At 71.8% G+C, this 21,768-nt stretch carries 23 protein-coding genes; 20 read left to right on the top strand and 3 right to left on the bottom strand.

Features of this window, described 5'->3' with window-relative positions:
* Window positions 1-288 precede the first annotated feature (288 nt).
* The 9 genes from ACWBNA_RS06670 (at window position 289) to ACWBNA_RS06630 (ending at window position 7,090) form a co-directional block, all read left to right on the top strand.
* Window positions 289-882 (top strand): sulfotransferase, encoded by a 594-nt coding sequence (locus tag ACWBNA_RS06670; protein ID WP_482703274.1) that lies wholly within the window; start codon window positions 289-291, stop codon window positions 880-882.
* Between the two features lie 299 nt (window positions 883-1,181).
* Window positions 1,182-1,502, top strand: a complete 321-nt coding sequence (locus tag ACWBNA_RS06665) for a DMT family transporter (RefSeq protein WP_482703273.1) — start codon at window positions 1,182-1,184, stop codon at window positions 1,500-1,502.
* A complete protein-coding gene (locus ACWBNA_RS06660) occupies window positions 1,502-2,047 on the top strand; it encodes a TetR/AcrR family transcriptional regulator (RefSeq protein WP_482703347.1) in 546 nt (181 codons plus the stop codon). Before ACWBNA_RS06665 ends, ACWBNA_RS06660 begins: the two co-directional genes overlap by 1 nt.
* Before the next feature lie 113 nt (window positions 2,048-2,160).
* On the top strand, window positions 2,161-2,757 hold the full coding sequence (locus ACWBNA_RS06655; RefSeq protein WP_482703272.1) for an RNA polymerase sigma factor: 597 nt from the start codon (window positions 2,161-2,163) through the stop codon (window positions 2,755-2,757).
* Window position 2,758: 1 nt separating this feature from the next.
* Window positions 2,759-3,667, top strand: coding sequence for a CU044_5270 family protein (locus ACWBNA_RS06650; protein WP_482703271.1), 909 nt, complete (start codon window positions 2,759-2,761; stop codon window positions 3,665-3,667).
* Between the two features lie 124 nt (window positions 3,668-3,791).
* Entirely contained in the window at window positions 3,792-4,796 is a 1,005-nt protein-coding gene (gene dapD / locus ACWBNA_RS06645; RefSeq protein WP_482703270.1) for a 2,3,4,5-tetrahydropyridine-2,6-dicarboxylate N-succinyltransferase, read from the top strand.
* A 113-nt stretch (window positions 4,797-4,909) separates the two neighbouring features.
* The gene (locus ACWBNA_RS06640) at window positions 4,910-5,134 is read left to right on the top strand and encodes a hypothetical protein (protein WP_482703269.1); all 225 of its coding nucleotides are present in this window, start codon (window positions 4,910-4,912) and stop codon (window positions 5,132-5,134) included.
* A gap of 166 nt (window positions 5,135-5,300) precedes the next feature.
* Window positions 5,301-5,870, top strand: a complete 570-nt coding sequence (locus tag ACWBNA_RS06635; RefSeq protein WP_482703346.1) for a SigE family RNA polymerase sigma factor — start codon at window positions 5,301-5,303, stop codon at window positions 5,868-5,870.
* On the top strand, window positions 5,867-7,090 hold the full coding sequence (locus tag ACWBNA_RS06630; protein WP_482703268.1) for a WD40 repeat domain-containing protein: 1,224 nt from the start codon (window positions 5,867-5,869) through the stop codon (window positions 7,088-7,090). The genes ACWBNA_RS06635 and ACWBNA_RS06630 overlap by 4 nt, the downstream gene beginning before the upstream one ends.
* Here the strand turns inward: ACWBNA_RS06630 and dapA are convergent, their stop codons facing one another.
* Window positions 7,091-7,981 carry a 4-hydroxy-tetrahydrodipicolinate synthase gene (gene dapA, locus ACWBNA_RS06625; protein WP_482703267.1) on the bottom strand — a complete coding sequence of 297 codons (891 nt, stop codon included), beginning with the start codon at window positions 7,979-7,981 and terminating at the stop codon, window positions 7,091-7,093.
* A gap of 176 nt (window positions 7,982-8,157) precedes the next feature.
* Here dapA and ACWBNA_RS06620 point away from each other — a divergent pair, with 176 nt between their 5' ends.
* From ACWBNA_RS06620 to ACWBNA_RS06605, 4 genes are read left to right on the top strand one after another with little or no spacing between them, the layout of a single operon-like run.
* Complete coding sequence (locus ACWBNA_RS06620; protein WP_482703266.1) at window positions 8,158-8,286, top strand: hypothetical protein; 129 nt, start codon at window positions 8,158-8,160, stop codon at window positions 8,284-8,286.
* Complete coding sequence (locus ACWBNA_RS06615) at window positions 8,283-8,981, top strand: hypothetical protein (RefSeq protein WP_482703265.1); 699 nt, start codon at window positions 8,283-8,285, stop codon at window positions 8,979-8,981. The genes ACWBNA_RS06620 and ACWBNA_RS06615 overlap by 4 nt, the downstream gene beginning before the upstream one ends.
* Window positions 8,982-9,034: 53 nt before the next feature.
* Window positions 9,035-9,454 carry a phage holin family protein gene (locus ACWBNA_RS06610; RefSeq protein ID WP_482703264.1) on the top strand — a complete coding sequence of 140 codons (420 nt, stop codon included), beginning with the start codon at window positions 9,035-9,037 and terminating at the stop codon, window positions 9,452-9,454.
* On the top strand, window positions 9,451-9,987 hold the full coding sequence (locus tag ACWBNA_RS06605) for a DUF3618 domain-containing protein (protein ID WP_482703263.1): 537 nt from the start codon (window positions 9,451-9,453) through the stop codon (window positions 9,985-9,987). The genes ACWBNA_RS06610 and ACWBNA_RS06605 overlap by 4 nt, the downstream gene beginning before the upstream one ends.
* A 546-nt stretch (window positions 9,988-10,533) precedes the next feature.
* Here the strand turns inward: ACWBNA_RS06605 and ACWBNA_RS06600 are convergent.
* The gene (locus ACWBNA_RS06600; RefSeq protein ID WP_482703262.1) at window positions 10,534-11,682 is read right to left on the bottom strand and encodes a YihY/virulence factor BrkB family protein; all 1,149 of its coding nucleotides are present in this window, start codon (window positions 11,680-11,682) and stop codon (window positions 10,534-10,536) included.
* Window positions 11,683-11,794: 112 nt separating this feature from the next.
* On the opposite strand from ACWBNA_RS06600, the gene ACWBNA_RS06595 reads away from it, so the two are divergent.
* The 3 genes from ACWBNA_RS06595 to ACWBNA_RS06585 all read left to right on the top strand — a co-directional run bounded on the left by ACWBNA_RS06595 (window position 11,795) and on the right by ACWBNA_RS06585 (window position 13,922).
* On the top strand, window positions 11,795-12,478 hold the full coding sequence (locus tag ACWBNA_RS06595) for an antibiotic biosynthesis monooxygenase (protein WP_482703261.1): 684 nt from the start codon (window positions 11,795-11,797) through the stop codon (window positions 12,476-12,478).
* Between the two features lie 66 nt (window positions 12,479-12,544).
* A complete protein-coding gene (locus tag ACWBNA_RS06590) occupies window positions 12,545-13,165 on the top strand; it encodes an ArsR/SmtB family transcription factor (RefSeq protein WP_482703260.1) in 621 nt (206 codons plus the stop codon).
* A gap of 16 nt (window positions 13,166-13,181) precedes the next feature.
* Complete coding sequence (locus tag ACWBNA_RS06585; RefSeq protein ID WP_482703259.1) at window positions 13,182-13,922, top strand: SRPBCC family protein; 741 nt, start codon at window positions 13,182-13,184, stop codon at window positions 13,920-13,922.
* Window positions 13,923-13,942: 20 nt separating this feature from the next.
* Here ACWBNA_RS06585 and ACWBNA_RS06580 read toward each other — a convergent pair whose 3' ends face one another.
* Entirely contained in the window at window positions 13,943-15,769 is a 1,827-nt protein-coding gene (locus ACWBNA_RS06580; RefSeq protein WP_482703258.1) for an endonuclease/exonuclease/phosphatase family protein, read from the bottom strand.
* Between the two features lie 278 nt (window positions 15,770-16,047).
* Here ACWBNA_RS06580 and ACWBNA_RS06575 point away from each other — a divergent pair, with 278 nt between their 5' ends.
* The 4 genes from ACWBNA_RS06575 (at window position 16,048) to ACWBNA_RS06560 (ending at window position 21,765) form a co-directional block, all read left to right on the top strand.
* Window positions 16,048-17,484 carry a hypothetical protein gene (locus ACWBNA_RS06575; protein ID WP_482703257.1) on the top strand — a complete coding sequence of 479 codons (1,437 nt, stop codon included), beginning with the start codon at window positions 16,048-16,050 and terminating at the stop codon, window positions 17,482-17,484.
* Between the two features lie 173 nt (window positions 17,485-17,657).
* Window positions 17,658-19,103: an alkaline phosphatase PhoX gene (locus tag ACWBNA_RS06570; RefSeq protein ID WP_482703256.1), complete on the top strand. Its 1,446-nt coding sequence runs from the start codon at window positions 17,658-17,660 to the stop codon at window positions 19,101-19,103.
* Between the two features lie 336 nt (window positions 19,104-19,439).
* Window positions 19,440-21,023 (top strand): TROVE domain-containing protein, encoded by a 1,584-nt coding sequence (locus ACWBNA_RS06565; RefSeq protein WP_482703255.1) that lies wholly within the window; start codon window positions 19,440-19,442, stop codon window positions 21,021-21,023.
* Window positions 21,024-21,117: 94 nt separating this feature from the next.
* On the top strand, window positions 21,118-21,765 hold the full coding sequence (locus ACWBNA_RS06560; protein ID WP_482703254.1) for a GntR family transcriptional regulator: 648 nt from the start codon (window positions 21,118-21,120) through the stop codon (window positions 21,763-21,765).
* The last annotated feature ends 3 nt before the right edge of the window (window positions 21,766-21,768 follow it).

Here is a 21,768-nt window from a genome sequence, read left to right as displayed (position 1 = left end):
GGGAGCCGTTTGCACGAGTGGTTTTCGGCCTCCCCGGTTTCACACGAGGTCGAATGTTCACAGCTCTTCCCCGAGACGACCCCGGCTTCACCTCATTCGGCCACGGCAGCCCCGGAGCGTGGTCACCTCTGAACCTGCCCCGCTCCGCCCCGTCTTCGTGCTCGGCTGCCCGCGCTCCGGCACCACCCTGTTGCAGCTGATGCTGCACGCGCACCCGAGGATCGCGCTCCCCCCGGAAACCCGCTTCGTCCCGACCGCCGACGAAAGACGGCTGAGTTTCGGCGATCTGTGGGCCCCCGGCAACCGGGCCGGCCTCCCGCCTGGATCACCGGCCGCAAGGAGACCCGGTTCCACGAACTCGGGCTGGACGCGGGCTCCGTGGCCGAGCGGATCGAGGACGGGCCGCCGACGCCGGGCTCCACGCTCGGGATCCCCCTCAGGGCGTACGCGCAACGGCACGGCAAGGTGCGCTGGGGGGACAAGCGGCCCGCGTACGCCCCGCACGTGCCGGAGATCCTGCGGCTGTTCCCGGACGCCCAGTTCGTGCACCTCGTACGGGAACAGCCGCGACTGCGTTGCCTCGTTGCTGGGGATGTCCTGGTGGCACTGCGGCTTCCACGAGGCCGTCGCCACCTGGGCGCAGGTGATGGACGTGACCCGGCGCTACGCGCACAGGATCGGACTCGGCGGCCGGCACGAGCTGTGCTTCGAGGATCTCGTGGCCGACCTGGAGCCCCGACTGCGCGAGCTCTGCCGTTACTTGGGCGAGGAGTACGCCCCCGGGATGACCGAGCCGCACCGGCCGGCCGGTACGGCCGTCCCCGCCCGCAGGACCTGGCACCGGCGCACCCACGGCGCCCCGGACACCTCGCGTGCGGGTAGCCGGCTTGCGCCTGACCGCGGATCAGATACGGCCGTGCGAGGCAGCGGTGGGCCGGCGGTCGCAGCGCCACGGCCACGATCGAGCTCAGCGGTCCGGCCCGACCCCGCCGAACCGCTCCACTACCGCGAGGTGTCCGCCCTCCGGCGCGCGGCCCACGCCAGGCGGCGGACGCCGACCCCCTGGCGCGGGTGCGCGAACCGGGTCCGGTGGCAGTCGGCCGGTGACCACGTCGGGGGCGAGGGCGCGAGGGTGCGTGTCCGACGCGAGCAGCGATGCGGCGTTATGTACGCTCGTACACATGGGATATCTCTTGCTCGCCGTGGCGATCGCCGCCGAGGTCGCCGGGACCACGGCCATGAAGTACAGCGACGGCTTCAGCAGGCCGGTGCCCTCGCTGCTCACTGTCCTCGGCTACGTCCTCTCCATCGTGCTGCTCGCCCAGACGCTGAAGACCATCTCGGTCGGCACCGCGTACGCGATCTGGGCCGGCGTCGGCACAGCGGCCATCGCCGCCATCGGGATGCTGTTCCTGGGGGAGGGGATGACCACGGCCAAGGCGGCCGGCATGGCGCTGATCATCGTCGGGGTGGTGGTGCTCAACCTGGGCGGGGCGCACTGATGCCCCGCCGTCATGACCCCGAGCGGCGGCAGCGGATCATCGACGCGGCGATCCGGGTCGTCGGTGCCAAGGGCCTCGCCGGGCTGAGTCACCGCTCCGTGGCCGCCGAGGCCGATGTGCCGCTCGGCTCCACGACGTACCACTTCAAGACCCTCGACGAACTGATGGTCGCGGCGCTCCGCCAGGCCAACGAGGGCTTCGCCAAGGTGATCGCCGCCCGCGGCGGCCTCGCCGACCCGCGCACCGACCTGGCCGCCGAACTCGCCGGTCTGCTGGGCGAGTGGCTGGCCGGTGAGCGCACCGGCGTCGAGCTGGAGTACGAGCTCTATCTGGCCGCCCTGCGCCGCCCCGCCCTGCGCCCGGTCGCCGCCGAGTGGGCCGACGATCTCGCCGAGCGGCTCGCCGCCCGCGCCGACCCGGTCACCGCGCGGGCACTGGTCGCGCTGACGGACGGGATCTGCTTGCAGGTGCTGCTGACGGGAACGCCGTACGACGAGGAGTTCGCCCGGGAGATGTTGGCGAGGGTCATCGACGCCGGCACCTGAGCCGGGAGGACCGCGGTCCTCGGTGCGTGCCCGCCGGTCCGTGAACCCCTTTGCCGACGTCGGGGAACAGCGGGTGACATCCTCACCCCGACCCCACCCACGGAGGCCGCCCCGTGACCGGACCACCGGACCCGTCCTCGCCCGAGGACGCCCAGGTCGTCGCCCAGTCCCTGGAGGAACCGGAACTCTTCGCCCGCCTCTACGACCGGTACGCCCCCGACATCCACCGCTACGTGGCACGCCGGCTGGGCGTGGGTGCCGCCGACGACATCACGGCGGAGACCTTCCTCATCGCCTTCCGTCTCCGGTCCCGCTACGACACCACCCGCCCCAACGCCCGCCCCTGGCTCTACGGCATCGCGGGCAACCTCGTCGGCAAGCAGCGCCGTGCCGAGGTGCGGGCCCTGCGGGCGCTGGCCCGCACCGGGCACGACCCGGTCGCCGAGACCTGGTCCGAGCGGGCCGACGACCGGGTCACCGCGCAGACCGCGCAGGCTCCGCTCGCCGGGGCGCTGGCCGCGCTGTCCGTGGGCGACCGGCATGTGCTGCTCCTCGTGGCCTGGGCGGACCTGACCTACATCGAGGTCTCACAGGCGCTCGGGATCCCCGTCGGCACCGTGCGCTCCCGGCTCAACCGCGCCCGCCGCAAGGTCCGTACGGCCCTGGGCGCCGACCCCGCATTCACGCTCGACACCACGGAGGTGTTCTGACATGGACGAGATGACGGCGGTCCGTGAACTGCGGGGCGAGGCCCCGGCGGCCGAGCGCGCGCCCCTTCTCGCCGGGCGCGACCGGCTGCTGCGGGAGGCGACGGGCCGCACCCGCGTCCGCCGGCTGCGCAGCGACTGGCGGCTGACGGCCGCGGCGACGGCGGCCCTGATCACGGCGGTGACCCTGATCGGGACCCAGGTGGCCGACCGCGACCCGGACGGGGTCCAGCCGGGCGCCGGGCCCGGGTACACCCTGGAACTCGGCAGCGCCAAGGACCTCCTGAACGACGCCGCCGCCAAGATCGCCGCCGGTCCCGCGGTCGCGGCACGCGACGGCCAGTGGATCTACGTGAAGTCCGTCGAGACGAACATGACGGACGACGAGCCGGGACCGCAGACCAGCGAGGACTGGTACGCGTACGCCGATCCGAAGATGGAGGACGGCAAGGCCGGTGACGACCACTCGCCCCGGGAGGAGTACGAGTTCCTCGAAAGCCTGCCGGACGACCCGGCGAAGGTCCGGGCGAAGGCGCGCGCGTTCTTCTACGCCACCGACAAGTCCGAGACCCGGATCGAGCACGAGTACCGGGCCCTCGTGGCCGTGCTGAGCCGGGCCTACGCCTACGACCCGGCCGGTCTCGCCAAGGTCTACCGGGCCCTCGCCACGATCCCCGGCGTGCAGGCCGCGGAGGTCCAGGACATCGCGGGGCGCAGCGCCTACGCGCTGTACCGGAAGAGCACCGTCGGCACCTCCCGGGACGAGGTGCTCCTGGACCCGGCCTCCTACCTCTACGCCGGGTACCGGTCGGTGGCGCGGAGCGGCGACCCGCAGTGGGACAAGGGCGACGTCGTGCTCGGCGGGGCACGGCTCACGACGGCGGTGGTGGACGAGAAGGGGGAACGGCCCTGATCCGGGCCGTCGGCAAGGCCTGAGCCCGCCCGGTCCGTGCCGGATCCCGGACGGTGCGCCCGGCACGTGAGACGCCGTGCGCACCGGTTCGCCCGGGCGCCCCCCGCCACGTTAGTTTGCCCTCATGACCGACACGACTGCTCCTCGCACCACCGGCGCCGTTGCCGCCGGCCTCGCCACACTCGCCGCCGACGGCACCGTCCTCGACACCTGGTTCCCCGCGCCCGAGCTCACCGCTGTGACTGCCGAGGGCGGCCCTGGCCCCTCCGGCACCGAACGGCTGTCGGCCGAACGCGCCGCGGAACTGCTCGGCGGCGGCGCGGCCGCGGCGCTCGGTCCGGACGCCCGCCGGGGCGTCGAGGTGGTCGCGGTCCGTACGGTCATCGGCTCCCTCGACGACAAGCCGATCGACGCGCACGACGTCTACCTGCGCCTGCACCTGCTCTCGCACCGCCTGGTCCAGCCGCACGGCCAGAGCCTGGACGGCATCTTCGGCCACCTCGCCAACGTCGCCTGGACCTCGCTCGGCCCGGTCGCCGTGGACGACGTCGAGAAGGTGCGGCTGAACGCCCGCGCCGAGGGCCTGCACCTCCAGGTCACCTCGATCGACAAGTTCCCGCGCATGACCGACTACGTGGCCCCCAAGGGCGTCCGCATCGCCGACGCCGACCGGGTCCGCCTCGGCGCGCACCTCGCCGACGGCACCACGGTCATGCACGAGGGCTTCGTGAACTTCAACGCCGGCACGCTCGGCACCTCGATGGTCGAGGGCCGCATCTCCGCGGGCGTCGTGGTCGGCGACGGCTCGGACATCGGCGGCGGCGCCTCCACCATGGGCACCCTGTCCGGCGGCGGCAACGTCCGCATCACCATCGGCGAGCGCTGCCTGATCGGCGCCGAGGCGGGCGTCGGCATCGCGCTCGGCGACGAGTGCGTGGTCGAGGCGGGGCTGTACGTCACGGCCGGTACCCGCGTCACCATGCCGGACGGGCAGATCGTCAAGGCGCGCGAGCTGTCCGGCGCCTCCCACATCCTCTTCCGCCGCAACTCGGTCACGGGCGCGGTCGAGGCCCGCCCGAACAACGCGGTCTGGGGCGGTCTGAACGAGGTCCTGCACAGCCACAACTGACTCCTCAAGATCACGTATGGGTTACTCGACGTGACCTCTTCGTGGTTTCGGCAGATGAACGGGTGGACGCAGTGTCCGATCAAACGCCGAAACGACGAACGAGGGGTCGTGCAATGACGAACGAGCGGGCGAGGACCGTGGCGCGTTTGCTGTCCGGGGCGTTGACCCTGACGGCGGTGTGCGGGCTTCCGGCGGGGGCCGCGCACGCCGACGAGACCAACACCGCCTCGCACAACGGTCCGCGGTTCGCACTGGTCAACACCGGCCAGGTGGACGATCCGATGGAGGACGTGCTGGAGCATGTGCTGCTGATCGGCGACGGGTACACCTGGAGCTGAGCGCGCCCCCTGTGGGCCGGGGCCCGTACCGCACACCCGTGCGGTACGGGCCCCGGCGCGTTCCGTCGAAAAAATTCTTCCCGCCGGTGGCATAGCGGCGGGCGGTCGCGAGCGTCACCAGGAACAGGGGCGGGGCACAGGTGCCGCCGGGGAAGAGAAGGTGACGATGAATGCCGAAGGGCTGGAGAGTTTCCGGGAGTTCGTGGACAACCGGTCGTCGGCGCTGCTGAGGACGGCCGTGCTGCTCTGCGGGGGAGACCAGCACGCCGGTGAGGACCTGCTGCAGAACGCCCTGGTCAAGGCGGCGGGCAAGTGGCAGCGGATCGACGAGCCCGAGGCCTATGTACGGCGGATCCTGTACCGCCAGCAGGTCAGCCGCTGGCGGCTGAAGTGGCGCAGACGGGAGCTCAGCGTCGCCGAGCCGCCCGAGCCGCCCGAGGCGGGCGCGACGGACGCCGACACGGCGGCCGCCGCCGAACTGCGTGTCGTGATGCGCGAGGCGCTGGCCCGGCTCACCGCACGCCAGCGGACCGTGCTCGTGCTGCGCTACTTCGAGGACCTGCCGGAGGCCGACGTGGCCCGGCTCCTCGGCTGCACCGTCGGCACCGTGCGGTCCACCACCCACCGTTCCCTCGCCCGGTTGCGCTCGCTTGCGCCCGAACTGGCCGCCCTGGGCCCGGCCGGAGCCGAGTGGCAGCCGTCCCGTGACTACTCATCCGTGGAGGTGCGTCCATGAACGTCGAGGAACTCGTGCGGGACGCACTGCGGGAGCAGGCCGACGAACAGCCCCTGGCACGGCCGGGGTTCGCCGACCGGGTGCTGGCGGCCCGCCGGCGCCGCCGCAGTCGCCGGATCGCGGGCATGGCCGCCGCCGCGGTCGTCGTGGTCGCCGTCGCGGTGGCCGTGCCGATGCTGGACTCGGGCCGGGGCACCGACGTACGCCCCGCGGACGTGGTACCGAAGACCGAGGTCAACGCTCATCCGGACCAGTCGCCGCCGCGCGAGCTGATCTCGGCCGGGAACACCGGCATGGCCGCGTACTTCGTCCCGAAGACGGTCAAGAAGACGGCCGACACCGCCGTCTACGAGCGCACCTACTGGCTGCTCGACCGGAAGAGCGGCCGGTACGAGAAGGCCACGAAGTGGTCCTGGGTGGCCGTGGCTCCCGGCATGAAGACCGCCGCCGTCCTGGAACGGAACCTGCCCGCCTCGCGGATCGGCCTGCTCGACCTGACCACCGGCAAGGTCGCGCGGTGGCTTCCGGTCGACCACCCGGTCGGTGGACTCGCGTTCTCGCGCGACGGCCGCAAGCTGGTCGCCACCAGCTACGACGAGAATCCCGACCTGCGGGTCAAGATGGACGGATCCGAGGGCTGGGACCAGAAGCAGCCGTCGAGCCGCACCGGCTTCCACCTCATCGACGTGGCGTCCGGCACGGGCTCCTGGAGTGAGGTGAAGCTCGAGAGCGACGCGGACGATCCCATCGGTGGAGGCTTCCTCAACTCCCGCCAGGACTTCGCCCTCACCGGCGACGGCCGCCATGTCTGGGCCGGAAACCCCATGGGGGACATCGGTAAACAGTTCTACGACCTCTCGGGCAAGGAGGTCCCCGTACCGGCCGACGCCAAGTACCTGGAGTGGTACGTCGACGCGGGCAAGTCGCCCGACGGCCGGCTCGTCGCCGGCGGCTTCGCGGGTCAGGGGTGGAAGACCTCCTCATGGGTCATCGACGCCTCGACCGGGTCGAAGACCGAGGTGCACGGGCAGCAGTTGCTCGCCTGGGCCGGCAACACGTCGCTCATCGCCTGGGACATCGCCAAGGGCGGCAAGAACGAGTTCCACCAGCGGCTCGTCCTGGTCACCATCGGCAGCGACAAGGTCGTACCCCTCAGCGACTTCCGCCGGGGCAACGACGGGGACGCCGGGCGCTGGGAGCCCGTCTTCGCCGAACGCTGATCAGGCGGCCATGAACTGTTCGTACGCCGCCAGCAGCCCGTCGACCGTGTCCCGGTCGGCGGGCCGCAGCGGTGCGCGGACCGGGCCCGCCGGCAGACCGAGTGCGGTGAGGAGGGCCTTCGCGGTGACCGCGCCGGGCAGGCCCGCCGACATCATCGACTCGATCAGCGGCGTGGCCCGTTGTTGGAGGCGGGCGGACACGGGGGTGTCGCCCGCCTCGAACGCGTCGAGGACCGCACGGAGCCGGGCCGGAACGACATTGGCGACCGTGCTGATGTACCCGGCCGCGCCCACCGCGTACAGGGCGAGGTTGTGCTCGTCGCAGCCCGCGTAGTACGCCAACTCCGTGCGGTCCATGACCTTCTGGGCGCCGAGGAAGTCGTAGGAACAGTCCTTGACCGCGACGATCCGGGGATGCCCGGCGAGGCGGATCAGGGTGTCCGGCTCGATCCGGGTGCCGGTGCGGCCCGGGATGTCGTACAGCACGAGCGGCAGCCCGGACGCGTCCGCGACCTCCCGGAAGTGCGCCTCCAGCGCGTCCTGCGGCGGCCTGCTGTAGTAGGGGCTGACCACCAACAGGCCGTCCGCGCCCGCCTTTTCGGCCGCCTGGGCCAGCTCGACGGTGTGCCGGGTGTCGAAGGTGCCCACGCCCGCCACGATCGACGCCCGCCCGCCCACCGCCTCCCGTACAGCCGTGACCAGCGCGGCCTTCTCCGCGTCCGTCGTGGTCGGCGACTCGCCCGTCGTTCCCGACAGGACGAGCCCGTCGCAGCCCTGATCCACCAGCCGGCCGGCCAGCCGCTGCGCTCCGTCGAGGTCCAGCGCGCCCGCGTCGGTGAAGGGCGTGATCATGGCGCACAGCGTGCGGCCGAAGGGGCGAGATGTCGTCATGGGTACAGTGTCGGCGCGCCGACAGTGAAGCTCCACTTAATTTTTCTAACCATATATCGCTAAGGGATACTAATGTGTTGCCGGTCGTCGCGCGGCCGGCAGGCCCTATGTCCAAGTCGGCCCTCATGGGTCACCATGGCCAGGACGGTCATCGACACCTGGCCATGGGAGGCGTCATGAAGCTCGGCAAGGCACTCGCCACCGGAGTCGCGGAAGAGCGGCCGCAGGTCCGCGAGGAGGAACTCGACCTCCCCGAGGAGATCAAGGACCTGAAGGCACCCGAAGAGGTCCCGGCCGCCCGATGAGGCTGCGGCTCCCCGAGGAACGCCCGCCGGAGCCGCCGACCGGATACAAGATCGCCCACCCGGTGCTGTCCCACGACGGCACCCGGGCCGGGTTCACCGGGGTGTCGCTGGGCGGCGCGCTGCCGTACGCGGTCCTGGACGACGCGTCCTGCGTCTACGGCCTGCGGCACCGGCCACCGCACCGCCGCTGCGACTGCGGCTTCCACTGCGTGCACGACCGTACGACCGCCGAGGCGCTGCTGTGCACGGCCGAGCACCGTACGGCCGTCCTCCTCGAGATCTCCGTACTCGGCCGGTACATCCGCTTCGAACGCGGCTTCCGCTACGCCCGGCAGCGCGTCCGCACGGCGACGGTGGGCCCGTGCGCCTGCGGCACGGTCGCGGCGGCGCTGGCCGACGCCGGCTGGGGCCGACCGGGGTGGCATGCGCTGGCCCCCTCCTGCGCGGGATGTCTGCGCGGTCGTACGTCCCTCTCCTTGGCCGGGTTCGCCCGCCTGGCCGCGGACGGGCTGCGCGTGGTCGCCGGTGAGGGTGTGCGGGTGGCGGGGGAGGCGTCGGTGACGGATGCCGCCGGAGAGCTCGGGGTGCCCGAACTCGTCGCGGAGGCCGCCCTGTTGCAGGCCCGGCTCGACTGGTTCCAGAGCCGGCTGGCCCGCCTCGGCGAGCGCGGGTCCGGAGACGGGCCGCAGGGGTAGCGGGGGCCGGGTCAGGGTACCCGGCAGTTCCGATACCGAGAGGAGGCGGAACCGTGACCGGGACCACGGCACCCAGGCCGGTGCATGACGAACACCATTCGGTGGGCGACCTCGTCGGACAGGCCAGCGAACAGCTCTCCCGGCTCGTACGACAGGAAGTGGCCCTCGCCAAGGAGGAGCTCGCGGCGAAGGGCCGTCGCGCCGGACGGGGCGGCGGACTGCTCGGTGCCGCGGGCGCCGTCGGCTACGCCGGCTTCCTCGCCCTGGCCGCCACGGCCGCCGTCGCGCTCTCGCTGGTCCTGCCCCTCTGGGCGGCGGCGCTCATCGTGACGGCCGTCCTGTTCGCACTCGCGGCCCTGCTCGCGGCGACCGGCCGCGCCCAGCTGCGCCGCGCCACACCGCCCACGCCCGAGGAAGCGCTCGGAAGCGTCAGGGCCGACGTCGAGGAGATCAGGGAAAGGGCGCACCGATGACGGACAAGGCAGCACACGGACACGGGGCGGGCGGGGCCAAGGGGCCCGACGAGCTCCGCCAACAGATCGAACGCACCCGCAGCGAGCTCGGCGACACGGTCGAGGAGCTGGCCGGCAAGGTCGACGTCAAGGGCCGCGCACGGGCCCGGGCCGCCGACCTCCGGGACAAGGCGGGCGCGATGACGGTACAGCTCCGCAGCAGCGCGGCGATGGCCGGCCAGACGGTCCAGGACCGGGCCAGCCATGCGGGGCACAAGGTCCAGGACAAGGCGACCCGGGCGGGCCACACGGTCCAGGACAAGGCGACTCAGGCGGGCCACACCGTCCAGGACAAGGCGACTCAGGCGGGCCACACCGTCCAGTCCAGGGCGACCCGTGCCGGTCACGCCGTCGAACACACCATGCCCGTCCCGGTCCGCACCGCCGTGCAGGCCGGGGCCCGGCACCCGCGACCGGTGCTGTTCATCGGGGTGGCGGTGGTGGGTGCGGTGATCGCGGTGGAGGTGCTGCGACGCCGGCGCGCGGGACGCTGAGAACACGCGGGGCGCTGAGAAGGGGCTGACGATCTTCGGCCCAGGTTGGCTTACATCGGCCGACCTGGGCCGAAGCGGTGGGTGGGGTGGGGTGGGGTGGGGTGGGGGCCGGGGGGGGGTGGGACTACGGGGGTGGGTCCGCGGCCCGGCGCTTACGAGGTGCCGCGGGGTGGGTCGCGCAGCGCGGTGCGTGCGGGGTGCTCGCGGGGTGGGTCGCGCAGCGCGGTGCGTGCGGGGTGCTCGCGGGGTGGGTCGCGCAAGCCGGTGCTTACGGGGCACCGCGGTGTGGGGTGGGTCGCGCGGCCCGGCGTTTGCGGGGTGCCGTCCGCGCCCACCCGTGCCGCCCCAGCGGCACGACTGCCCGCGGGGTGACGGTGACGGCGTGGGTGGGTGCCCGGGGCGGCGTGGGGTCTCCGCTGATGGCGGAGAGGGTGTCGGCACTTTTTGAGTGACCGAGTCGGGTGGTGGGTGGGCATAGGCCCGGGGGTCCGGGGCGGAGCCCCCGGCGAGGCCGCGTCGACGCCGGGTGGCTCGGAGCCCGCGTCCTTACCTGCCCCGCGCAGCCCTCAGCCTCGCCGGCCACTTGCGGGTGTCCCTCGGTTCCACGTACGGCTCCTCCGTCGGCGGGCGGCCCGCCGTGATCGCTCGCTCGCGTGCCAGTTCCGCGTCGAACTCCAGGCCGAGGAGGATCGCCATGTTGGTCAGCCAGAGCCACACGAGGAAGACGATGGCGCCCGCGAGGGTGCCGTACGTCTTGTTGTAGGAGCCGAAGTTGGCCGCGTACAGGGCGAATCCGGCGGACGCGGCCAGCCAGATCAGGGTGGCGAGGACGCTGCCCGGGGAGATCCAACGAAAGCCCCGGCCGCGGACGTTGGGGGCGGCCCAGTAGAGCAGGGCGATCATCAGGATCACCAGCAGAAGCAGTACCGGCCACTTCGCGACGCCCCACACCGCGATCACCTCGTCACCGAGCCCGATCGTCGTGCCGGCCCGCTCGGCCAGCGGACCCGTGAACACCACGATCAGCGCGCTCACGGCCAGCATCAGCATCAGCACCACGGTCAGCCCCAGCCTGAGCGGCGTCAGCTTCCACACCGGGCGGCCCTCCGGCAGGTCGTACACCGCGTTGGACGTACGGATGAACGCGGCGACGTACCCGGACGCCGACCACAGGGCGAAGAGCAGGCCGAGTACGGCCAGGACGCTGCCGGTGCCGCCGCTGTCGCCGAGTTGGACCACCGCGTCCCGCAGGATGTCCCGGGCGGGCCCGGGGGCGAGGTCGCCGATGTTGTCGAGGATCTTGTCCGTCGCGCGTTGTCCCACCACGCCGAGCAGGGACACCATCACGAGCAGCGCCGGGAAGAGCGACAGGACGCCGTAGTACGTCAACGCGGCCGCCCGGTCGGCCAGTTCGTCGTCCAGCAACTCCTTCAGTGTGCGCCACACCACCGCCCGCCACGACCGCGCGGGCAACTTGGACGGGCTGTCCGTCTTCGCCGTGTCGGTCGTGTCCCCGGGTTCGGTCGTGTCCCCGGGCTCGGTCGCGTCCGCCGTCTCCGTCGTCGTGTCCGGCGTCTCGGTCGTCGTGTCCGCCGGTCCGGTCGTCGTGGCCGTCTTCGTCGTCCCGGCCGTCCCCGTCGTCTCGGCCGTCCCGGCCGTCTCCACCATCTCGGCCCTCCGGGCCTTCTCGTCCATGACCAGGCGGGTCTCCCGAATTCCCCGCGCGAATCGGCGACTTGACCTGAATCTTGGTTGAGGTTGAAGAGTGGCCGGTGCACGCATCCCGTACTCATCGACGGAGGCCGTCATGACCCGCCGTACCGGCACCCACCCCGACCCGACCGATCCCCGCGTCGGCGCCGCCCTCTTCAGCACCTGGCGCGTCGGCACCCCCGAGCGGCAGGGACGGGCCGTCGAGGCGATCGCGCACACCTGGGAGCGCAGGCCCTGGCCCGCCGCAGCCCTGCTCAACTACCACGTGTACAGCGGGCTCGACGGCGCGACGCTGATGCACCACTCGCAGTGGTCGAGCGAGCAGGCCTACGAGGCCTTCGTCAAGACCCACCGCCAGGAACGCAACGACGAGATCGACACCGCCGTACCCGGCATCGAGCGCGTCGGACTCGACCGGTACCGCTACTACCGGGGCGAAGAGCGCGCCGCCTGCGACCACCGGGTGCCGGGTCTGCTCGTGACCGTGCGGATCGACTTCGAGCCCGGCGCGGCCGGCCGGCGCGCCGACTGGATCGATCTCCTGCTGCGGACCGCCCCCGCCCCGGGCGCCCACCACGGCCTGATCGCCGCCCATTTCCACCTGGCCACCGACGGCACCCACGTCCTCAACTACGCGGAGTGGGAGAGCGAGGGGGCGTACGACAAGGCGATCTCCGTGCCCGTCGACGAGGAGTGGGAGCGGGTGCGGTCGTACCCCGGCGTGCAGGGCTTCACGGGTACGCGCTACCACCACACCCTCGGCCTCGTGCCCGAGTGACGTCCGAGAATCACCGAACACCAGAATCGTCTGGACAAAAAAAGTTTTCGGTGAGACGGTGGAGTCATGTTGGACGTGACCGTGATCGAGGACCCCGAGGCCGCCGCCGCCTCCCTGGACCCCATAAGGTCCCGGCTGCTCGCCGAACTGGCGGCCGGCCCCGCGTCGGCCGCCATGCTGGCCGGTCAGGTCGGACTGCCCCGGCAGAAGGTGAACTACCACCTCAAGGCGCTGGAGCGGCACGGTCTGGTCGAGCTGGCGGGGGAGCGCCGCAAGGGCAACGTCACCGAGCGGCTGATGCGGGCGACCGCGGCGTCGTACGTCATCTCGCCGCTCGCGCTCGCCGCCGTGCAGCCGGACCCGGACCGCTTCCGCGACCAGCTCTCCGCCCGCTGGCTGCTCGCGCTCGGCGCCCGGCTCGTGAGCGACGTCGGCTCCCTGATCACCGGCGCGGCCAAGGCCCGCAAGCGGCTGGCGACGTACGCGCTGGACGGCGAGGTGCGCTTCGCCTCGGCCGCCGACCGGGCCGCGTTCATCCAGGAGCTGACGGCCGGGGTGAGCGCGCTGATCCGCAAATACGACGCCCCCGGCCAGGAGGACGGCCGCGATCACCGGATCGTCGTCGCCGTCCACCCCACGCTCAAGCCCACGGGCGACGCCCAATCCGCCCCAGAACTGGACGAGTAGTACTCAGGAGCCCACCATGTCCAAGGAATTCGAGATCGCCCGCGAGTTTGAGGTCGACGCCTCACCCGAGCAGGTGTGGGAGGCCATCACCGCCGGGACCGACGGCTGGCTGTGGCCGATGGAGGCCCCCGAACCGCGCGAGGGCGGCAAGGGGCCCTTCGGATCCACGGTCACCGCCTGGGACCCGCCGCACCGCTACACCAACCGTGTCGAGGACGTCGAGGGCATCTCCGAACAGACCCTCAACCAGCTCGACTACACGATCGAACCGCGGGACGACGGCCGCCGCGCCTGGGTGCGGTACGTGCACAGCGGCATCTTCGTCGACGACTGGGACAACCAGTACGACGGCGCCGCCAGGCACACCGACTTCTACATGGCGACCCTGCGCCAGTACCTGCTCCACTTCGCGCCCCGCACGGCCGCCTTCACCACCTTCGACGGTCCCGACGCGTCCAAGACACCGGACGCGCTCGCCGCCGTCGGCCGGGCGCTCGGCCTCTCGGACGACACGGCCGAGGGCGCGCGCGTCCAGGCTCGTGGCCCCGAGGGCCAACTGCTGGACGCCGTACTGGACTTCCGCAACCCGTACTTCATCGGGCTGCGCACCGAGGAAGCCCTGATCCGCTTCTTCGGGCGCAACCACTGGAGCTACCCGGTCGGGATCAGCGTCCACGACTTCGCGGCCGGTGCCGACGCGGCGGCGGACGAGGCCGCATGGAAGGGCTGGCTGAACGGCGTGTTCAGCCAGCCCTGAGCACGACGACCGGTCGGCGGCTACGGCTTGAACCGCAGCACCTGCGGGTCGTGGTCGCTGATCTGGTCGTTGAACTCCGAGTTGATGTGCACGCTGTCGTACTCGAAGTCGCAGGAACGCCGGATCGACGGGCTGACCAGGATCTGGTCGAGGACCTGGGCGTTGCCCTGGTAGACGTACGAGTAACGCTCGCTCTTCGGCAGCGACTTGATCGCCGACCAGAGCACGCCGTCGCTCTCCAGGATGTCGGCCGTGCCGGAGAACTCGAAGTCGTTGATGTCACCGAGGGTGATGACGTCCGCGTTCTTCTGGGTGGCCAGGATGTCCTTGACGAACGCGTTCACCGCGGTCGCCTGGAGGGCGCGCTGGGTCTCCGAGCTGCGCACCGGCGGCTGGTACTGCGAGGTCAGCGCCTGGTCGCCGCCCTTGGAGTTGAAGTGGTTGGCGATCACGAAGACCGTCCGGCCACGGAAGACGAACTCGCCGGCCAGCGGTTTGCGGCTGCTGTTCCAGGCGGTGTTCGTCGGGTCGATGCGGCCCGGCGAGACCGTCAGCGCGGCCTTGCCCTTCTCCTTGGTGACGCCGACGGCGGTCGTGGCGTCGCCGCCCGCACGGTCGGTGAAGGAGACCCGCTCCGGGTTGAACAGGAACACCTGGCGGATGTTGCCGCCCGGCTCGCCGCCGTCGGTGTTGTTCACCGGGTCGATCGAGCGCCAGTCGTAGGCCGGACCGCCGGCCGCGACGATCGCGTCGATCAGCTTAATCACCGTCTGGTCGGCGGCGACCGTGCCGTCGTTCTTCGCGCCGTTGTTGTCCTGGATCTCCTCCAGGGACACGATGTCGGGCGACTTCAGGTTGTTCACGATCGCGGAGGCGTGCTCCTCGAAGGAGGCGTCCGTCGGGTCGAGGTTCTCGACGTTGTACGTCGCGACCGCCAGCTCGCCGTTCTTCTGCTTCTGCGTGGTCTCCCGCGCGAGACCTGCGCTCTTCAGCGTGCCGATCCGGCCCGCGACCAGGGTGTAGCCGCCGAACTGGTTGTAGTCCAGCGGGCCCTCGGTGCTGCCGGTGAGGACGTCGCCGACGTTCGCCGTGGGGAAGTCGGCGGTCGCGCCCAGGGACTGGATCTGGAGCCGGCCGGTGTTCTGCGACTCGTAGGAGCCGTAGAGGGTGCCGCCGCGGCGGGTGCTGTTCTCGCGCGGCTTCACCGTGACCCACAGCTCGGTGAACGGGTCGGTGGCGCCGACCACGCGGGTGTCGGAGACCTGGACGTTCATGCCCTCCAGGGACTCGTAGTAGTCCAGGGCGTACTTCTTCGGCTGCAGCGTCAGGCCGTTGACCGAGCCGCCCGCGGCGCTGTCACCCGCCGGGGAGTAGGCGCTCGGCACGGATCTGGCGTCGATGACGGTGGCGGCCGGGACCGCGTTGCCGCTGGAGACGACGGTCACCGTCGGGCGGACGATCTCCGTCACCGCCTGGTTGCCGGAGGACGCGCCGCCGGGGACGAACTCCGAGATCGTGCCGGACACGGTCACCGCGTCACCGACCGCGACCTTCGGGACGGAGCTGGTGAAGACGAAGACGCCCTCGCTGGTGGCGGGGTCGGCATCCGGGTTCGGGTCCTGGATCCAGAAGCCTCTGGAGGAGCCGTAGGTGCGCACGCCGGTGACGATTCCGGCCACGTCCGTGACCGCCTTGCCGGCGTACGGGGATATCCGGGTCGTGCCCTGGATGTCATGGATGCTCACGGCCGCCGCGTGCGCGGGCGAGGTGAGCACGAGGGTGGACGCCGCGGAACAGGCGGCGGCGACGGTGAGCGCGGCGAGGCGCGCGGAAGACTTGCTCGGCAACGGGATCCCTCCGGGGACGTACATGGGCGCCGGGACGAGGGTGGTGCGTGGAACGGTGGGAGCCGCGACCTGTGGGGCGGTGGCGACGCGCGTAGAAAGTAGCGTGAACAGATGTCCACCTGGTTTCTACGCGCGTCAATCTCGTGCCTGGTCACGCCACTTGTCAAGGTTTCAGCCATGTACTGCCCCGGACCGGGAGATGAACCGGGTGGCATGGGTGGAAAGCGGTCTAGGCTGAGCGGCCGAGTGGTACGACACGCCCCTAGGAGAAGCAGCCGATGTCAGACAGCTCCCCCCTGCCACCGGTGCGCCTGCACCCCGAAGCGGAGCTGGCGCGAGACGCCCTGTCCACGCCGCTGCTGTCGCGGGCCGCACGGCTCGCCCGCTGGGCCGGGCCCGAGACGCGGATCGACGCCGGGGGCGGGCTCGTCGACGAGCAGTTGCCCGCGGCGGCCGAGGCCCTCGGACTGAGCGGGGACGACGCGGCGGCGTACGCGAGCGAGGCCTGGCGGGTCGCCGTCGACACCGGACTCGTCGAGGTCGTCGACGAGGAGGCCGGAACCGTCGCCCCGGGCGAGGATCTGGCCCTGCTCACCGGCGGCGCCCCGCACGACGTGCTCGGCGTGTGGCTGGCCGCGCTGGAGACCGTGCTCGCCGACGCGAGCGTGCCGGACCTGGACGACCTGGTCGGCGCGATGAACCCCGAAGAGGGCGCCGGCGAGATCGACTTCTCGTCCCTGGACTGGGACCCGGAGGCCGAGGCCGAGTTCCTGGACGGCGTGCTCGGCAACCTCTACCTCCTCACCGCGAGCGAGGACGGGCCCGGCGGGGCACCCGTCCCGCTGCCCGCGCTGGCCGCCTCGATGATCGTCCCCAGCGACATGGGCGAGCCCACCAACGACATGCTGGAGCAGGTCTCCGAGGCGATGATGCGGCTCGACGACCAGTTCCGGGTGCTGGAGCCGGTGGGACTCGTGGCGTACCAGCCCGTCGACGAGGCACTGATGGCCGACACCGACGAGGAGACCTCGTCGCCGGTCGACGACACCGACGTCTCGCGCTACGGCATGGTCCGGCTGACCCCGCTCGGCCTGTACGGACTCAGGGCGCGGCTCCTGGAGGCCGGTTTCGAGGCACCCGCGGTCGGCGACCTCGCGGACAAGGGCGCCGACGCGCTGCTCGACGGCACGGCAGGCTTCCCGCCGACGGCCGCCCAGGCCGAGACCGAGCAGTGGCTGGCCCGCCGCGAAACCCTCGCCGCCGCACGGGAGTTGCTGGCGGCGGCGCGGGGACTGGACACCGGCGCGCCGCTGCGGCGACTGCGCTGCCAGCAGGCGCTGTCCCTCGTCGGCAACGCGGCCGAGCCCGCCCTGCGCGAAGTGCTCGACGACCCCGAGCTCGGCGGACTGGCCCGGGTCTGGCTCGCCGAACGCGGCGCCGACGACGTGCCGGCCCCCTCCGAGGAGCTGGTGTTCTGGCTGACCGTCGACACCCTCGCCGCCCAGCTCGCGGCCGAGGGCAACTCCGACGAGCTCAGGAGCCTCGTGGAGGGCCTGGCCCAGCAGCACAGCGGGTTCTTCACCGCCGCCTGGCGGGTCGACCACCCGGCGACGGCGGACGTGCTGGAGGCGATGGGCCGGCTGCATCCGGACAAGCGGATCGCGAAGGAAGCACGCAAGGCGGCGTTCAAGGCGCGGTCGCAGCAAGGGCAGTGAGCTACGGGACCGCGAAGTCCCTTCGGGGTCTCCTGCGGCGGTGAGCACGGGTTCACGGAACAGGGCCCGGTGACGTCGCCCGGTGTTCAACCGGCGTTCAGGCATGGGCGGGACCGTGACGCGGACCGAGGTCCGCCACCCTCCACGGCACACCCACCGTCACAGGAGACACCATGTCGCTCACCCGCAGGGACTTCGCCAGAACATCCGCGATCACCGGTGCCGGGGTCGCGCTGGCGGGCAGCGTCGGCGCCCTCGCCACCGCTCCGAACGCCCTCGCGTCCACGGAGACCGAGAGCACGCCCCAGGCGGCGGACATCCACGGCGGTGTCGGGTACGGACCGCTGATCGCCGACCCGAAGGGCATCCTCGCGCTGCCCGCCGGGTTCACCTACCGCGTCCTCACCTACAGCGGGAAGACCAAGCTGGAGTCGGGTGAGTTCACCCCGTCCAACCACGACGGCACGGCCACCTTCGACGGCCCGCGCGGCACCACCCTCCTCGTCAACAACCACGAGCTGAAGGGGCCGCGCGCCAAGTGGCCCCACCCCGTGCCGCTCACCGAGGGCCTCGTCTACGACCCGGCCGCCTCCGGCGGCTGCACGGTGGTCGAGGTCCGCCCCGACGGACACGTCGCCGAATGGGTCGGCATCGCGGGTACCTCCACCAACTGCGCGGGCGGCAGCACACCTTGGGGCACCTGGCTCACCTGCGAGGAGAACTCCGACCGGGCCGGCAGCAACGGCATGACCAAGGACCACGGCTACGTCTTCGAGGTCGACCCGGTCGACCGGCGCGCCAACAAGAACCCCAAGCCCCTGAAGTTCTTCGGCCGTTACGACCACGAGGCCGTCGTCATCGACCCCAGACGCGGTCACGCCTACCTCACCGAGGACGCCGCGAGCCCCAACGGCCTGTTCTTCCGCTGGACCCCGCCCAAGGGCTTCGAGCACGGCCGCGGACAGCTCCGCACCCTCGCCGACGACGCCGGTGTCCTCCAGGCGCCCAGGTGCTACGACTCCGGCGGCAAGTTCGTCGACGACCTCTCCCGCGCGACGAAGACCGGCACGGTGTACGGCGTCGACTGGGTCGACGTGCCCGACCGTGACGGCACAACCGTCGACGTGCGCAAGCAGTTCGCCACCGGCGACATCACCCGCGCCCGCAAGCTGGAAGGCATGTGGTGGGCCGACGGCGGTACCTACGTCGTCTCCTCCTACGCCCGCGCGGAGAGCCCCGTCCAGCACGACGGCCAGGTCTGGTTCTACGACCCCAAGCGCCGCACCCTCACCCTGAAGGTCCTGCTCGGCGTCAACCCTGATCCGTCGGCGGACGGCGCCTTCGACGGCCCCGACAACATCACCGTCTCCCCGTACGGCGGCCTCGTCATCGCCGAGGACGGCGAGGGCATCCAGCACCTGTTCGGCGCGACCGACCGCGGCCGCACCTACCCCATCGCCCGCAACGAACTCAACATCGGCACCGAAGAGGAGCCGGAATACAGCGAGTTCACGGGAGTGACCTTCTCACCGGACGGAAAGACGCTGTTCGCCAACATCCAGACACCCGGCATCATGCTCGCCATCACCGGGCCCTGGAAGCGCCAGAAGCGCGGGTAGTTAATTCGGTCGCCCCTTTCGAGTCGCGCCTCCTACAGTGAGATCACAACGTCACGCACCTCCCGGTGCGATGGCAGCGGCTACTTCTCTTCCAAAGAATCCAATGCCGCAGCCGACTTGATCTCGGGAGGCGCAGCTCATGGTGGGTGCCCGGTGCGCAGGCAGCGGTTACTTCGGCACACGGTATGTTGCGGGTTCGAATCCCGTCATCGACCTCGGGTCGATGTGGCGGAAAGGGAAGACGCGCCGCGTTTGAACCGTCGCCGACTTTGATCTCGGGCATCCACCTTTCGCTGTGCCTTCCTCCGGAACACCACGGAATTCGGGGGAATTCACATGGCACGCTTCAACACCAAGGCCGCCAAGGCGCAGCCCGCCTCGCGCGTCACCTCCACGGGCCGGGTACTGCGTACCTTCGAGGGCGGCCGAGGCCGCGAGCGCGACGCGCGCTCCGAACTCTTCCTGCTCGCCGTCTCCCACTTCGTGTCGCAGCAGACCTTCTACGAGGCCGGCGCCGCACGCGACGACCGCTTCGCGCGTCTCGTCGCCGAGCTCGCCGTCACCGACCCGGCGTGGACCGCCGGCCTGCTCGGCTGGCTGCGCGGCGAGGGCAACCTGCGTACGGCGGCGGTCGTGGGCGCCGCCGAGTACGTGAAGGCACGCCTCGACGCGGGCGCGACCGAGGGGCCGTCGAACCGGCAGGTCGTCGACTCCGTGCTCCAGCGGCCCGACGAGCCCGGTGAGCTGCTCGCGTACTGGACCGCCACGTACGGCCGGAACGTCCCCAAGCCGGTCAAGCGCGGCATCGCCGACGCCGTACGACGTCTCTACAGCGGCAAGGCGCTGCTGAAGTACGACACCGCCTCCAAGGGCTACCGCTTCGGCGACATCCTCAACCTCGTGCACGCGTCTCCGGACCCGGACAAGCCGTGGCAGGGCGAGCTGTTCCAGTACGCCCTGGACCGCCGGCACCACCCGGACACCGCCGTGCCGCCCGCGTCCAACCGTGTCCTGACCGCGCACCGCGAGCTGATGGCGCTGCCGGTGGAGGAGCGGCGCGCGCTCGTCACCTCGGACGGCGGGGCCGAGCGGCTCGCGGCGGCCGGGATGACGTGGGAGGCGCTGGCGGGGTGGCTGCAGGGACCGATGGACAAGGCGGCCTGGGAGGCCGTGATCCCGTCGATGGGCGCGATGGCGCTCGTGCGGAACCTGCGGAACTTCGACCAGGCCGGCGTGTCCGACGAGGTGGCGGCCCGGGTGGCCGCGCGCATCAGCGACCCGGCCGAGGTGGCGCGCTCGCGGCAGTTCCCGTTCCGGTACCTCGCCGCGTACCGGCACGCGCCGTCGCTGCGCTGGTCGTACCCGCTGGAGCAGGCGCTCGGCCACTCGCTGGCCCACGTGCCCGCGCTGCCCGGGCGGACACTGGTGCTCGTCGACCGTTCGGGCTCGATGTTCTTCTCGCGGCTGTCGGACCGCTCGGAGCTCAACCGGGCCGACGCGGCGGCGGTCTTCGGTACGGCGCTCGCGCTGCGGGCGGCGGACGCGGATCTCGTCGAGTTCGGCACGAGCAGCAACGAGGTGCCGTTCCGCACGGGGGAGTCGGTGCTGAAGATCCTCGGCCGCTTCGGCGACCTGGGCGGCACCGACACCACGGGCGCGGTGCGCCGGCACTACCGGAAGCACGACCGGGTGCTGATCGTCACCGACGAGCAGTACGCCTTCAGCCACTACGGCGACCCGACCGAGCAGGTCCCGGCCGACGTGCCGGTCTACACCTGGAACCTGGCCGGGTACCGGGCGGGCCACGGACCGTCGGGCAAGGCCAACCGGCACACCTTCGGCGGCCTGTCGGACGCGGCCTTCCGCATGGTGCCGCTGCTGGAGGCGGCTCGCGACGCGGACTGGCCGTGGGCCGTCTGACGCTCCTCCCGGAGGGGGCCCGCGCTTCGGTGCGGGCCCCCTCCTTCTTTGTGCCCCTTGCCGCCGCCGGTAATTGACATCTAACATTTCAGTTGTGGACGCCATTCGACCCGTGCCGCGCCCCCTGCTCAGGGACCGTGCCTACGAAGCCATCAGGGACGCCATCGTCGCCGGGGAGATCGAACCCGGCGCGGTGGTGCGGGACGCCGACCTCGCCGAGCGGCTCGGGCTGTCCCGGGCGCCGGTGCGGGAGGCGTTCTCGCGGCTGGTCGACGAGGGGCTGCTGGAGAGCAAGCCGCAGAGCTACACCCGGGTGACACCGGTGGTGGCCGCCGACGTACGGGACGCCGCCGCCGTGGTCGGCGCCATGCACGAGCTGGCCACGCGGATCGCGGTGCCCCGGCTGTTCGCCGCGGACGTCGAGGCGATGCGCGCGGCCAATGAGCGGTTCGCGGCCGCCGTCCGCGCCGGTGACGTGGACACCGCCGTGCGTGCCGACGACGAACTGCACGACGTCCTCGTCCGGGTCAGCGGCAATCGCGCGGCCGCCGCCACCGCGGCCCGCTACACCCCCCTCATCCGCCGCCTGGAGCGACGACGCTTCGGCGAGGGCGGCAACTGCCTTTCGGCCGGTCTGCACGACCGGCTGATCGAGTCCTGTGCGGCCTCGGACGTGGACGAAGCGGTCCGTGTCACCGCGGAGATCTGGCGAGGGCTGGCCGAACTCGCCGACAGCGACTGATCC

This window comes from Streptomyces sp. Q2, assembly GCF_056820935.1.
Note: the sequence above shows the minus strand (reverse complement) of the source record. Positions and strands in the feature narration are given on the sequence as shown.

Bases quoted from the DNA above. Each gene is read 5' to 3' on its own strand.
- ACWBNA_RS06650 (WP_482703271.1), top strand. From the start codon at position 2,759: ATGGACGAGATGACGGCGGTCCGTGAACTGCGGGGCGAGGCCCCGGCG.
- ACWBNA_RS06585 (WP_482703259.1), top strand. From the start codon at position 13,182: ATGTCCAAGGAATTCGAGATCGCCCGCGAGTTTGAGGTCGACGCCTCA.
- ACWBNA_RS06590 (WP_482703260.1), top strand. From the start codon at position 12,545: ATGTTGGACGTGACCGTGATCGAGGACCCCGAGGCCGCCGCCGCCTCC.
- ACWBNA_RS06565 (WP_482703255.1), top strand. From the start codon at position 19,440: ATGGCACGCTTCAACACCAAGGCCGCCAAGGCGCAGCCCGCCTCGCGC.
- ACWBNA_RS06660 (WP_482703347.1), top strand. From the start codon at position 1,502: ATGCCCCGCCGTCATGACCCCGAGCGGCGGCAGCGGATCATCGACGCG.
- ACWBNA_RS06630 (WP_482703268.1), top strand. From the start codon at position 5,867: ATGAACGTCGAGGAACTCGTGCGGGACGCACTGCGGGAGCAGGCCGAC.
- ACWBNA_RS06620 (WP_482703266.1), top strand. From the start codon at position 8,158: ATGAAGCTCGGCAAGGCACTCGCCACCGGAGTCGCGGAAGAGCGGCCG.
- dapA (WP_482703267.1), bottom strand. From the start codon at position 7,981: ATGACGACATCTCGCCCCTTCGGCCGCACGCTGTGCGCCATGATCACG.
- ACWBNA_RS06635 (WP_482703346.1), top strand. From the start codon at position 5,301: ATGAATGCCGAAGGGCTGGAGAGTTTCCGGGAGTTCGTGGACAACCGG.
- ACWBNA_RS06640 (WP_482703269.1), top strand. From the start codon at position 4,910: ATGACGAACGAGCGGGCGAGGACCGTGGCGCGTTTGCTGTCCGGGGCG.
- ACWBNA_RS06605 (WP_482703263.1), top strand. From the start codon at position 9,451: ATGACGGACAAGGCAGCACACGGACACGGGGCGGGCGGGGCCAAGGGG.
- dapD (WP_482703270.1), top strand. From the start codon at position 3,792: ATGACCGACACGACTGCTCCTCGCACCACCGGCGCCGTTGCCGCCGGC.
- ACWBNA_RS06595 (WP_482703261.1), top strand. From the start codon at position 11,795: ATGACCCGCCGTACCGGCACCCACCCCGACCCGACCGATCCCCGCGTC.
- ACWBNA_RS06615 (WP_482703265.1), top strand. From the start codon at position 8,283: ATGAGGCTGCGGCTCCCCGAGGAACGCCCGCCGGAGCCGCCGACCGGA.
- ACWBNA_RS06570 (WP_482703256.1), top strand. From the start codon at position 17,658: ATGTCGCTCACCCGCAGGGACTTCGCCAGAACATCCGCGATCACCGGT.
- ACWBNA_RS06600 (WP_482703262.1), bottom strand. From the start codon at position 11,682: ATGGACGAGAAGGCCCGGAGGGCCGAGATGGTGGAGACGGCCGGGACG.
- ACWBNA_RS06575 (WP_482703257.1), top strand. From the start codon at position 16,048: ATGTCAGACAGCTCCCCCCTGCCACCGGTGCGCCTGCACCCCGAAGCG.
- ACWBNA_RS06665 (WP_482703273.1), top strand. From the start codon at position 1,182: ATGGGATATCTCTTGCTCGCCGTGGCGATCGCCGCCGAGGTCGCCGGG.